This window comes from Vibrio sp. Sgm 5, from assembly GCF_026241575.1.
Taxonomy (GTDB): domain Bacteria; phylum Pseudomonadota; class Gammaproteobacteria; order Enterobacterales; family Vibrionaceae; genus Vibrio; species Vibrio jasicida.
The window spans coordinates 1-14,400 of record NZ_JAPHPY010000082.1; the positions used below are offsets into that span (position 1 = coordinate 1).

Below are 14,400 nucleotides of genomic sequence, written 5' to 3' on the forward strand. Positions count from 1 at the left end.
GCGTGACTTCTTTATTGTCCGTATCGACCGCTTTGATGGTCAGTTCGTCAGAAGTTTCAAAGCGTGTGCTATCGCCATTAACTGCAACGCTTGCAGCGCCCGCTTCGTTAACATCACCGATATTTTGAACGGTTAAGATTGGCGTGATTGGCAATGTATATGACGTATTATCCTCACCCACATTACCTACTAGGTCTTTATATTGACTCACCACTAGGCCAACACCGAGTTCTGGTACGTCTGGGACATTAACGGTTCCGGTCCAAACTTTCTTATCAGCAGGATCAGCCGTTAGCGAAGTAACATTGTTCGCACCTAATGTTGCCGTCGCTTCTTGTAACTCTTTGTCAAACTCAAGCTTAACGTCTACTGCCTTTCCGATTTCTTGATGCAGAGGATCAAACGTTACTTTAGTAAGCGTAGGTAACACACCTTCTACCCCCAGAATCAAACTATCCCCTTTTCCGGGGATATTGTTGATGCTCTTATAGCTTCCATCATCGACCCGTATGGTTATGTCTATATTTTCTCTTTCTGGTGTTATGTATCTGACTGTCCAAGTTATGTTGTCAGTGGTACTCCAAGATAAAGGTTTTAACTCACCGCCATTATTCTCATCTAACTTTACGTCTGAAATATCAAATTCTGTGACTTCTTCTGTAAACGTAAACGTAAGCGGGACTTCGACGCCACCAGCCAAAGGTGTGCTTGCAGTCGTCGATATTGTTAGCTCAGGGACTGTCGCAGCCACCACTTCGTAAGTTGTCTGTCCATCCTTTTGATTGCCGACAGCATCAGTCGCGATTACTTTTATCGTGTAATTTCCTGGCGATAATAAGTAGTGAAACACATAAGGTTCGCCATCGTTGGTAGGCTCCGTGATTGACTGTGGCCCTACTGCTAGACCTGAGCCGTTGTCAGCTGTTGATGTTACTGAACTTAAGTTTTTGTCTGTTACCTGAGCAGTTACATCCAACTGATATTTGCCATCATCTGTCGCTTTGTCATCCTGCGTGGTATCGACAATCGACACTTCAGGGTCTTCATAATCAACAACTGATGCGATACCCTCGGCATTATAAGTATTATTAAAAAGCGTAAAGTCTTTAATAGCACGTCCCATTGAGTCAGTGACTGTCACTTTGTATATGTATTCAGCTTGGTCATCAATTGCAAAATCCATGGTACCAGTCGCGCTTGACGACACAATATTGCCGTTGAAGTTAAGCGGGTCTCCGGTAGTTGGAACCATATCAATGGAATAATGAGTTGCCTTGACATGCTCCCCCTCTGTAGACGTAATCGTGAACGATTGACTTTCTTTAGTGAATGCTAGCTTGCCTCCCAGCAAGCTAGTCATGTCATTAAATGAGAGAGTAATAGTCGGCACAGTCAGATCGATAGTCTTGTCTTCACTACTCTGGTTATCCACCGCATCTTTCGCGATTACCTCAACCGTAATTTTATCAAGACCTGAAAGCTCACCTTTGGATAGCTCGAAATAAGTTATGTATTCCTTATCGTTTTCCTTGTTCGTTTTTTCTTCTTCAAAGTCAAGCGCTCGCACCGTGTACTTAACCTTAGCTAAACCACTGACGTCATCTTTCATCTCGACAAAAGTGAACCTAACTTTGTCACCTGGTTGCTCAGTAACCGTGATCAAATCTCCAATGACAGGAGCAGTATTATCAAATCGAATATCTTCAACTAAATCTAACCCACGGTTTTCCCAAACGTCAGTGACCAGAACCTCGATTGTTAACGCTTTATTTTCTAATCCCGCATCCAACTCATCACTATGAAAGCTTGAACAGCGATACGTGTCATCATCACTACAAGTGGTGAAGTTTCTGAAGTTATCAGCGTTATTTTTTAAGTCATAGGACTCGCCACCAAAGGTAACACTGACATTTTCTATGTCCGAGTATTCGGCAAGCTTAACTCTAAAGTCTACATTGAGGATTTTACCATTTAATACATCACTACCTTCAGGGCTTGTAATTTCAACTACCGGCTTTTCAGTTGGTAATATGAATTCAAACTCATGCTCTGTTGCTAAGTTGCCTGCATTATCAGTAATGTTGGAAATTTTGTAGGCATGCGTAACCGCCGTCTTTTGAATAATATCGGCATACTTTTCTTTGTAACGGCAAACAGCTTCACCATTGGCATTCAAAACACAACTCTCAGCACTAAACGGAATACCTCCAGCCATTCTAATTAACTTAGGGAAATCCGCGTTGTCGGTAATATTTACTCCTGACAACTCATCTTTAAATATAAGGTCAAATGCAAGGTACTTAGTTGGATCATCTAAGTCATAGGTCACCTCATAGCCCTGAAATACGTATTGATCCGTTTCAGGTGAAACTGTCTTTGGAGCCTCTGCATCCATCATTTTAAAGTCAAACTTCCGCACTGCTACGGCCCCATTCGTGCCCGTAGTTTGGACGATCAAAACAGCAGGTGAATACGAAACATTTTCCGAGTCAACGCTACAACTAGGCTCTTGCCCCAAAGAAATATTCTTCACGCCAGAAGTAGGCTTTTCTCCACTAGGGGGGGCATCGTCACCATTGTGTTCCCGACGAACCCAACACTCTATGCTTTTTGCTTTTACTTCACTTTTAGTTACGAATTTGACGTCTAACACCCCGTCAGACACATAGTTCTGAAAATCTATAGGCTCATCAATATCAATAGCTACACCATTACGCTGGACGCTTAACGTACGGTTAATGTTGCTAACTAGTGGAGTACCGTTATGTTGGACATTATTTTCAACACTAATACTCAGCTCATAGTTCCCATCAGTTCCTAGTTGCAGCTGGGTTAACGTCGCTTCCCAAGTGTCCTCTGAACCGTCGACTTTATAAAACTGAAAGTCTGTAGCTTTACTTTCACCCGAGTATTTATAAGTAGATTTAATTTCTTTAACACCACTCACATCGGTTACTTTTAAAGTTAGCTTAATGTCACCTTCGTTATATACAACTCGGTCAATTGATTCACCACTATCTGCGTAAGCAATCGTAAGGTCCAATTGGGGAAGCTTACTGCTCACGTTAACCAAAAAGTCACTTGTCGATGAGTTGCCACGAGTATCTGAACCTTTAACTCTAATTGTATGCTCACCATCACTTTGCCCACCTAAAGGGATTTTAAGAGCGTCAGCATTAACTATTTTGGTTCCCGGAGTACCCGGAGTTGGTTCAACATCTTCAAATATCCAGTACTCTAAGTTTTCTCGATCTACCCCCTCAGTAGAAACGTTGCCATTCGGGCCTAAATCTGTAGCTCTCAGTTCAAAGACATAATCACTATTGTAATAACTATTAACATCGTGCCCCATCAAGCTAAATTCTGGGCCTTGATTATCAAAAACTACGCTATTTGTATTCGATTGACTTTCAAAACCATGAACATCTTTTGCTTTAACATAGAGACGGATGCGATTTCCTTCATTCAGGTCAATATTCTTAGTCTCATCTTCCAAAAGTGGCATTTCGAACTTTTGACTTGGGTTCTCAGGCTTAAACGTTTTTAACACTGTAGGGTTATCTACCTGGAACAAGGATACTTCTTCAATACCAGAATCATCTGTCACTGATTCAAAAAGCACATTGAACTTACGTCCTACTACGGTGTTTTCTTTATTCAAAGCGTCTTCAATCCAAGGGGTAGAAAGTAGAATTACTGGTCCCTTATTATCAACTTGAAAGCTGAACGTCCCCTTCCTACTCTCGTTTGCTGGATAGGCTTTATCCGTTGCCGTTACATAAAATTCATTTTTGGAATCGTAATTAAAGGCTTCAGCAACCAATTGAACTTTAACATCCGGCTGCTCGCCAATGAGGTATGGTTGATCACAAACGCTTGTTTCAGGATCGCAAGCTTCTAACGTTTGGGATTGACCTGAGCCTTTCCTTAGTTCGACTTTTACATTGCTACCTTGACTAAGATCACCCCAATCGATCACCGGAGTCCAAACATCGTTGCCACCCAATCGCTCTGTAATTTCCGCATCATTAACAACCGGTGACTCAGAGTCGATATAAATACGAAACCTTGGGGCCCCATTGTCGGCATCTGATACCGCGTTCCCCAAGTTATCTTCGGCACTAACTACCGCTAACCAGTCACCATCTCCTGGGTTAATTGTTGTTCCTTGAGTCGAGCAATCTTCCTGACCGCATAGGCGTACGACAAACCGATCGCTTTGGTTAGTATAAAACTGCTCATATGAAACTGGGTATCTTTCGCCAGATGTCTTATAGAAAAGTAAGCTACGTTTCTCGAGTTTGTCATCAACCACATCCTCCAACTCAAAAGTTAGATCGTGGATGTTATTTTTAATACTCAGATAAACATCTTCCCCTATAGGGTTTTTATCTGGACCTATAGGAGGGATGTAACTCGCATCGGGATAGTCATTGTCCACATACAAACGCTCTACAAGAGGCTCGGCCTCAGTATATCCATTACCTTTGGTATCGAATACCGCTGTCTCCAGTGCAAACTCGATGATATCGGTGAGATCTGCTGATTCTGTATTTAAGGTAAAGAAGTACTCTTTTCTAAATTTGTTACTATCGCCAGATTCTTGTGGTTTAAGTTCCAATGGAATAGCAGTATTAGGGTCTCCCATTGCATACCACATGCTTTGGAATTTCGGGGCTTGGTCACCTTCCTCTACAACCCCAGATGGATCTTCTAACACTACTCTAGATACCACTTCACCCGCGACATAAAGCTTGTCGCCAACCATTGTTTCGCGGCCAGTCTCGATTGTTAACGTTTGTTTCGGAGGGTAAATATCAATACTGCCGCCACCACTATCAAAGATATTGTCTTCGCTAAGTTTAGGATTAGCCGTAGAAATATCATCGGCATAAAGCTGAGCAATATTATCTGGGATACCGTATTTTTCAGTCATGATGTTGTAGTAGGACTGAGCAAGATCTTTGCGGTAGGTATCAGATTTAAATACATAACCATCTAGTTGGATTTGGTTCCCACCATCACCAATACCGTTTGCTTTACCATCGTAGCTAAGATCGTCATAAATAGCGGAAGCGAAGTCAGAAGAGTTATTACGAGGTGTGTCCTGAGCTAAGTCATCAATTGCTTCAACAAGAAAACGATGCAGGTAGTCGTTAGATAGATCGCTAGGAATTGGCTCCTTCAGCATCTCGTTTGTAGCGTAAGCCGTTACGGTTGGATCGAATCCGAAGAATGAATCATTACCGCCAGATAGCGCGTATTTCACATCCGTAAGAATTTGCGAGGCGCGTTCTGACGTTTTGTCACCAGCTTCTACCTGATTCCAACGGTAATCAAACAAACCTGTCTGGTAAGTGGCAAGCTCGGTCACGTAATACGTATTCGAACCATCAAGTTCAAAATATGCGCCGATATTGGCATTGTTTAGATTAACGCTCGCTTTGGCGCCTGCATCGTCTTTCCATTGATAGTAGTGAGGGTCCGTCCCTTCTACACCAATTAAACGTACTCGCATGAAATCGTAATTGACAACGTCAGTCGTGGTCTCACACGAAGCAACATCAAGCGCGGTAGTTTGATCACTTTCTGGCTGCTGAATAGTGGTACAACTTGCTAGAGAGGTGAATTCACCATTTGGGTTCAAACCTTCTAATTGCACACGTGCCCCAATGAAAGGCGTTACAACTGTCATGGTCGGTAGGTCAAAACTGCTTCGGAAGTAAACTTCTTGCGTCGCACTTTCGTTGTCGGACTCGTCGATGGTTTGAATCACCAGTTTTTGGCTAGCGTTTTCTGAAACGTTTTTAAAACCATCACCAAGCACCTCTTTTACGAAAGGGACGTAGTAAATAACTTCATCGACTCTGCCTTCGCTATCTAAAATAGTTTCGTGAGGAATACTCGCAGTGATAGTGTCCGTCGAGGCCAAGGTTTGTGTTGTGTTTTGAAATGCGTAGTTGTTGTCATTGTTTTGGCTTACGTAGTACTTCACGACTAGTTTAAGCTTGTCGGCACTTGAGCCCAACACAGTATCAGAGTTCACATCGGAAACTCGAACTCGTACGTAAGGGATCTTATTCTGTTTTAACAGGTTAACGTTAAAGTTCGCGAAATCAACGCCATCAATTGATTTCAGGCCAGAAGCAGCATAGACATAATCGATCTTCAAGTAGTCTCTACTCGACTGTACATTGTCTGATGTATAAGTATCTTGCGTGTAAACCCCTTCGTACGTAGACCTTTCTCCATCGACGGTCACATTAACGTAGTTCATCGATGTCCCTTCAGGGTATGTAATGATCTGAGCAGGGGCTTGATCGTCACGGCTTACTGCATGCTGGTATTCACCGACGTTGTCTTTGGTATCAGTAGCCTTAACATCGAACGTAGTCGTAGATAAGAATTCGTCCGTCGAATAGGCTTTACTAAATTCACAAGCACTGCCCGACTCTGCCGTTACAGGAGTACAAGCCACATCTTCTGGTAGCCCGCTTTTAAATGAAACGCTGACAGATTTAATGTCTTGAGACGTTTCTTTTACTATACCTTTTAATACGTACTCTTTAACTACGTTGTTAATAGCGCTTGCCGAAGTAACAGAAATGACAGGTGCATCATTATCCCACTCAAAATTAACGTAATGACCTGAATTGCTACCAGGAACAAGTTCATTGCCTAAAACATCTGCCGTGTAAAACACCAAACGAGCAGCAGTCACGTTAGAAAGGCCGGTTTCTGAGTCAACCTCAACGGCATCAATAGCTTTTGTATCGACACTTACTTTGATGTTTGTTTCACGAACACCAACTTCAAATTCGCTTGCGTCTACCGAACAAAACTCACTGCCAGAAGTCTGTTGGTCGTTACATTTGAATTCGCCTGACCAAGCACCATGTAATTGGTATTCCACATAAGCAGAAACAGATTGAACACCGATATCGTCATTAAGTCTGATATCTACGCTATCTGTTCTTGCTAATACATCACTATCGGTGCGCGTTACGGTTGGTGGTGTTGTATCGATTTCGGTTTCATCGCGTGGTGGAATAACACCATCGGTCGTACCATGACTTCCCAAGTCATTAATTTTTTGACTAAAAGCAACGTAATCATCAGCGTCCGTACCTGAGATATTAAGCTCTGGATCGTTCACTACAATCAAAACGTGTTGAGAAAGATCTTGAGTGTAAACGTCGCTGGTAATTCTCTGCTGACCAAACGTAAGCGGCGTCACTGCACCTGTCGAGTCACTGACTTCTAAGCCGTCTAGAAGACCATCAGCGATGACATCACGAAATTGAATGTCAGCAAAATGCATTGAGGTATAGACGTTATCTTCTGACTGTTCGTATTTTTTAATAAGGTCATAAGAAAATGAAGAGTATGCTGTTAGCAAAGCCCCGTATTGGTGACCAGGAGTGGCAAAGCTACTTTGACCACCTTTCGTTATGTCAATTGGAGTGGTTTCATTGACATTGAACCCGTACATCCCATTGATACTATCTAAGGCTTCAGACACCGCATCTGAGCCAGATTCCCCACCAGAAATCTTATACTTAGCTAAACCAGAAACGATATTAGTCAGTGGTGTGAGCATTAATTTCTGATCACTACCTTCACTAAAATTCACTACCCCTTCTAGGCGCAAAGTCTTGCCCGCACTCGATGACACAATTTCTTTTGTGAGAGGATCGGTGTAGCTACCTTGCTGCGCGACGACATACAAAGGCATCGAAGAGGATTCAAATTCAAGCTTGTAATCACCAAAGGCATCAGAAGTCGTGCTTGCAAGCAATCTGCCGACTTTTCCATCCTTGTATTCAAACACCTCGATCTTGGCGCCATTGACCGGAGCGTCAAAAACGTTACCTGAGATGCTTCCTGTATTCCTAGCTGGCGGTGTGTTGTCACCACCATCCCCACCGCCACATGCACTCAATAAAAGTGAAGCAGCCATGAGACCTAACGTTGGTTTTAGCGTATTTTTAGTGAACATAGTAATTTGGCAGAGTATATTTTGCCGCGATTATATTATTGTCTAGGATTTTCTCAACGTGACAAAATAACCATAAAATCAAACATAAACGCTAAGAAAATAGGTAGTTTTAAACCTCTTTAGCAGCGCTACTTCACATCTATCGTTATTTAATTAGTAAAAACACAGGAATTAGCTATAACGGCGTGTAAGATTTTATTTTAAATATTATACTCCCCTCAATTTTTCGGCTCTAAGCACAGTTTTATTTTAATGACAAGTTTAACATTAAGACAGCATGCGCAAAACTTTGCTCTACCCCTTGTTATCATTGCGCTCGCGATCGTTACGGGAGTGTCAGTTACCCATCAATTACTCTCCCCCAGGAATGAGATTCAAGCTATTGTTCCTAAAGTAGTAAATCACAGCAACATTCGCCAAATATACAAAACTAACTTTCGTCGCACGACCATTAAAACGGGCCGCATTGATTACTCGTTTGTAACATCTCTGATAAACGCTGGATTATCTAAAAAAGAAATAAAATCACTACTGAAATTAATTGAAAACGAATTTGACATTATTGGCTCCGTTCGAAAAGGCGATAAATTCTCAATAAAAACCCGAACTAATAGTTATAACGAAAAATACATTAGTTCTTTTTACTATTCCGGTAGTAAAAGAAACTTTTTCGTTATTAGTGATGGCAACAACAACGCATACGATGAATATGGCAATAAGCTAATTCGCAAGCCATATTACTCATTTCCACTAGCAAAAAAGCACAAAGTTAGCTCTGGTTTCAATTTAAAACGAAAACACCCAGTCACTGGATTGATTGCCCCACACTTGGGCACCGATTACGCAGTCCCAATTGGTACACCGATACAGAGTATTGCGGACGGTGTTGTTGTTAAATCACGGTATAACCGCTTTGCGGGCAACTACATTAATATTCGTCACACCAACGGCTCAATGTCTCGTTATCTACATCTATCTAGTAGCGACGTTCGTGTGGGTGACAATGTCACTAAAGGACAAACCATTGGCCGAACAGGTAATACGGGAAGAACAACCGGTCCACACCTACATTTAGAGCTGATCGTTGATGGTGTTCCTGTTGATTATGCTCGTCGAATCAGAACCAACCCTGCTCCCCCCGTAAACATGCAAATGATGTTGGCGGCAAGAAAAGAGCGTGTAGAGCTCATTAAAGAGTTACATAAATACGCCTCTTAATATCGTTTTGGTTTCTTTTTTCAGTTCATCGCAACACAGAACTTGGCTAGTGAATACCTAAAATCTCGTCACTGTCTGTGAGCTTCGATTCGAAAGTGACCAAATCGGAGCGCCAGCAGTGCTTAAGTCGTTAAATATCTTCCTGTCACTCTTGCTCTAACATTTCCGCTCCCCCAATAAAGTGTTAAGATCATCACATGCTCGCTGTAGTGGTAACGAGTGGTGATAATTAGCCCCACTCCCTTAACATCTTCATAAGTGATGTAAATAAGACGAATAGCCCACCAGCATAACCATGAAACAATAAGGCGATTTTTCAGATGGTTAACAACTCTATCCAGTGGTTTCCGGGCCACATGCATAAAGCCCAAAAAGAGATTGCAGAAGCAATCCCTCAAATAGATGTCATTATTGAAGTTCTTGATGCTCGTATCCCTTTTAGTAGTGAAAACCCTATGATCGCGGAGCTCAAGGGAGATAAGCCAGTAGTAAAAGTGCTGAACAAACGTGATCTCGCGGATCCAGAGTTAACCCAAGTTTGGATTGACCATTTCGAGAAAGAACACAACGTAAAAGCGATTGCCATTACTACCTCTCAACAGCCCGAAGTCCAAAAAATTATGGAGTTAGTACGTAAGCTTGCTCCACATCGCGAAGAAATCGGCAAAAACATCCGCACCATGATCATGGGTATCCCCAACGTTGGGAAGTCGACCATTATCAATGCTTTGGCGGGTCGAACTATCGCAGTAACAGGCAACCAACCGGCGGTTACACGTCGTCAGCAACGTATTAACCTTCAAAATGGTATCGTTCTTTCTGACACTCCGGGGATCCTGTGGCCAAAAGTAGAAAACCCACACAGTGGTTTCCGTTTGGCAGCAACTGGCGCAGTAAAAGACACGGCAATGGAATATGATGAAGTCGCCTTCTATACCGTTGAATACTTAGCCGCTCATTACCCTGAACGACTAAAAGAGCGCTACCAAATTGAAGAGCTTCCTGAATCTGATATCGAAATAATGGAAGAGATCGGGCGTCGTCGCGGTGCTTTACGTGCGGGTGGACGTGTAGACCTTCACAAAGTATCTGAAATCCTTCTTCACGAGCTGCGTCAAGGCACTCTAGGTCAAATCACTCTAGAGCTTCCAGAAATGATCACTCAAGAGCTAATCGAAGTAGAAATCGAAACCGCGCGTAAAAAAGAAGAAAAAGCCAAGCGTAAAGAAGAGCGTCGCAAGCGTTACCTTCGTAACAAACGCTAACCAACACTTGTTCAATACTCATCGTTTTGAAGGCGCGTATTTATCGCGCCTTTTTTGTATCAAAAATATATTCTTCTTTTCGTAAAAGTCAGACATTCGTTCTCACATTTTGTGGAACTAAGACCTCTAAAAGCCCCCCTCTTTCTCTCTTTGTAATTTGCTTTCGTCGTTAAGTTTTGTAGGAAATATCAAACAAAATCATTAATTTTTATTACGTAAATTAACGGTTATTTTTCAAGCACGATCTTAGTTAGACCCCGAATGGTAAGGAGTTACAAACCTCACCCAACCCTTAAATGCCGAGTTTGCAAGGACACGCAAAGTTATGCAACTTGACTAATGACAGTTCATTCATATTCGTCAAACTATATAGCTGTCAGCGCTGGCGTTTTTCTGTATTACGAAGAGAACTTATTATGAGTGATAAATCGAAAACGAAACCACTTCCTTCTTTTGTTGAGGAACGCCTGGATTTTTACCTTCAAGATTTGATTGAACAAAACGAGAACCAAAAGCACTTGGTTCTTGGTAAACGTCCAAAAAGTAACGCGGTAATAATGCAAAGTAATGACTACCTAGCGTTGTCTCATAACGAACAAATCCAGAAAGCACATCGGGATGCGATCGTTGAACACGACGATAACGTGGTGATGTCAGCAATCTTCTTACAAGACGAGTCCTCCAAGCCTGCTTTCGAAGCATTGTTAGCCGACTATGTTGGTATGGGCAGTTGTTTACTTTCCCAATCGGGATGGGCTGCTAACATTGGTTTGCTGCAGACCATTTGTCCGCCTGAAACACCGGTCTATATCGACTTCTTTGCGCATATGTCATTGTGGGAAGGTATTCGGGCAGCAGGAGCGCAAGCGCATCCATTCATGCACAACAACATGAGCCACTTGCGTAAGCAGATCCAGCGTCATGGCTCAGGCGTAATCGTGGTAGATTCGGTCTATAGCACGATTGGTACGATCGCCCCACTCCACGACATCTACGAAATGGCGCGTGAGTTTGATTGTGCTTTAGTGGTGGATGAATCCCACTCATTAGGAACACACGGGCCTAATGGCTCTGGCTTGGTAAAAGCGCTGGAACTCACTGATAAAGTCGATTTCATTACTGTCAGTCTGGCAAAAACCTTTGCTTATCGAGCAGGAGCGATTCTCGGCCCAGAAAAACTCGCGAAAACACTTCCTTTTGTTGCTTATCCAGCGATTTTTAGCTCGACGGTATTGCCTCAAGAAGTGATTCGCTTAGAGAAAACGTTGGACGTCATTAAAGGGTCCGATCATAAACGTAAAGACCTTTTTCAGCGCGCCAAAGAGCTCAGAACTGGATTAAAACAGATTGGGTTTAATATTCGGAGCGAATCTCAAATTGTTGCCTTAGAGTGCGGTAGCGAACGAAATACTGAACGTGTGCGTGACTTTCTCGAAGACCGTGATGTTTTTGGCGCAGTATTCTGTCGCCCTGCAACAGGAAAGAACAAAAACATCATACGTTTCTCGATCAACGCCGATATGACACCACGAGACATCGACCACGTGCTTACGGTATGCCAGGAGGCGTTTAACCATCCAGAATTAGAGTTCGTATAATAAGAAAAGACAACGGCCCTTTTGAATGGAAGCTTGTATATTGCCGCTAAAATAAAAGAGCTCAGCGTGTTGCTGAGCTCTACTCGTTATTGATTTCAGTTAGATCCAGTTTGCAATCTTATCGAAGAGTCGGTTCTTATCTGCGGGCTTAACAATAAAATCAGACATCCCAGAAGAACCAATCTTATCTAATGTTACCGGAGAACTATCACCAGTATGTGCAATAATAGGTACAGCCGAATACGCTTTATTTGCCCCACGAATACGTCGTGACGCCTCTACGCCATCCATTACTGGCATCTCAATGTCCATCAAGATAAGGTCGATGCTATCAGTATCCAACGCATCTAAAGCCTGTTGTCCATCTTCTTTTTGAATAACATCAAAACCTTGCTTTTCTAACAACATTGCGGTGAATTTTCGTAAAGATTCATTGTCATCAACTACCATTATCGTGCGCTTATTTGTCGCGTCTAAAGGGCGCACTGGCAGTGCTGTGACAACATAGCTCGCATCATAGAGCAAACGGTCAATAGTGGCTTTGGTGTTCAAGAGCCACGCTTGAGTTTCGACCCAAATCGCGTCAAAACTCACATTACGAACTCGTTCTATTGGATGGTGCTCAAACAAATAGACGATACGAGCTTCTGTGAACGATAGCAAAGACTCAATTTTATCGAGGTGACTTCCTCTAGAATCCAAGCTTTCCATATCAACAAAAATAAGGTCAAACTCGAACTCATATTCTTTCTTCTTGAGGGCTGACGCAATATCCAAAACGGTCAATTCAAACCCCATAAAGCGCGCAATATCAGTAACTTTTGCAACCAATATATTTTGTTCCGTAACCATTAAAACGGTCTTCAGCTTGGTCAGCTCATTTTTAATTTCTTTAACCGAGTTTGAGGTAATCAGTGGAAACGTCATGGTGAACTGAGACCATTCACCAACTTCTGATTGGCACTTGATGTCGCCGCCGAATGAACGCATCACCTTCTTACAAAATGGCAATCCTAATCCATAATTACCTGATTTACCGGTCGTGTAAAAATCTCTGAAGATGCTGCGAATCACCTCGCTCGGAATACCTGAACCGTTATCCGTAACAACAATTTGGTTCACGACCTCATCACTGTACATGGTGACGTGAATATGAAAATCTTCGGAACTGCGATGATGAAAGGCATTCTTGAATAGGTTGTACATCACATACTTCAACAACGTATCACTACCTAAGAAATCAAATTCACTTCTTACATCCAAAGAGATAGCAAAACGGTCTGTCGAACGTTTATAGCTGAAGCTCTCGATAGCACTCTCCACGACAGTTTGTGCCGAGTGTTTCTTGAATGTTGAGCGAGAGACACGATTTTCATCAATCGAGGTAAGCAACAAATCAATCGTCTCGTTTCCAGAGTGAATGATGTTCATTGCGTCATCGCTCACTTCCCGTAACAGTGTCACATCTTCATCATTTAAAACATATTGCTCTTTCCTCCCCTGTTTAGGGTTGGGCAGCACGGATTGAATAACATCAATCGACGTTAGTAAGCCGCTAAGAGGGTTGCGCATTTCATGGGCGATACCAGCCCCAAAAGACTTAGCCAAAGAAACCTTTGCTTCGTGCTCGACCTGATTACGGAAGTAAAACAAGTTGCCAAACAGGTAAATAAACAAAAAGATTGGCACGTGAGTCCAATCCATCGTGAGTTCTAAATGGAAACCTTGAGCAACCCAAGCAAAAAACGTCGCTAGTCCAATCCCGGCAAATGTTTGAGCAAACATTACTCGCGTAATATGTACCAACAAAATATGCAGAAATATCGCCGACATAAAGGACATGACCCACACGTTGGACCAATTATTCATCAACAACATGTAGAAAAAGAAGCAAGGTAAACAAAGTGTGACCGCAACTTGGTAGTAAGCAGGTAAATATCGGCGCCATTGAAAAGGCATACGATTACGAGCAATGATGCCGAAGAACAAAACGGAACACAGTAAACGTAGCGGTAGATTTTCATAGGGTTGCGGGAACATAAACTCCCACACCACGTAATAGATTGGGAATCCAACAAAGCCCATCCATCCTACTAGCGTTAGGTTTGGTTCTGCGTACTGATAAACTTTGCGAATCGCGTCCATATTGAATACTTTATTAACTAAGCCTTAACGTTGTTGACTAATTTTATGGTTTGCTTTGTTTTCATTCTATTTGCCCTTCAATTATATATTACTTAAGGAACCTGAACTCGGGATAAAAAAATAGAAGTGAACTAAAAGCTGGTTCTGCGATCAGATCTTTCAACCAAGAGAGAAC

General features: G+C 42.4%; 5 protein-coding genes. 3 read left to right on the forward strand and 2 right to left on the reverse strand.

Going from position 1 to position 14,400, the window contains the following annotated elements:
- Positions 1-7,960: Ig-like domain-containing protein (locus OQJ86_RS24960; protein ID WP_265991838.1), on the reverse strand; the 7,960-nt coding region annotated here is incomplete at its 3' end.
- Between the two features lie 291 nt (positions 7,961-8,251).
- Here OQJ86_RS24960 and OQJ86_RS24965 point away from each other — a divergent pair.
- The 3 genes from OQJ86_RS24965 (at position 8,252) to cqsA (ending at position 12,080) form a co-directional block, all read left to right on the forward strand.
- Positions 8,252-9,217 (forward strand): peptidoglycan DD-metalloendopeptidase family protein, encoded by a 966-nt coding sequence (locus OQJ86_RS24965; RefSeq protein ID WP_265991840.1) that lies wholly within the window; start codon positions 8,252-8,254, stop codon positions 9,215-9,217.
- A 320-nt stretch (positions 9,218-9,537) separates the two neighbouring features.
- The gene (gene ylqF, locus OQJ86_RS24970; RefSeq protein ID WP_265991842.1) at positions 9,538-10,482 is read left to right on the forward strand and encodes a ribosome biogenesis GTPase YlqF; all 945 of its coding nucleotides are present in this window, start codon (positions 9,538-9,540) and stop codon (positions 10,480-10,482) included.
- 296 nt (positions 10,483-10,778) lie between these two features.
- Positions 10,779-12,080: an alpha-hydroxyketone-type quorum-sensing autoinducer synthase gene (gene cqsA, locus OQJ86_RS24975; protein WP_080869741.1), complete on the forward strand. Its 1,302-nt coding sequence runs from the start codon at positions 10,779-10,781 to the stop codon at positions 12,078-12,080.
- Positions 12,081-12,179: 99 nt separating this feature from the next.
- Here the strand turns inward: cqsA and OQJ86_RS24980 are convergent, their stop codons facing one another.
- Positions 12,180-14,225: a response regulator gene (locus tag OQJ86_RS24980; RefSeq protein ID WP_265991845.1), complete on the reverse strand. Its 2,046-nt coding sequence runs from the start codon at positions 14,223-14,225 to the stop codon at positions 12,180-12,182.
- Positions 14,226-14,400 lie beyond the last annotated feature (175 nt).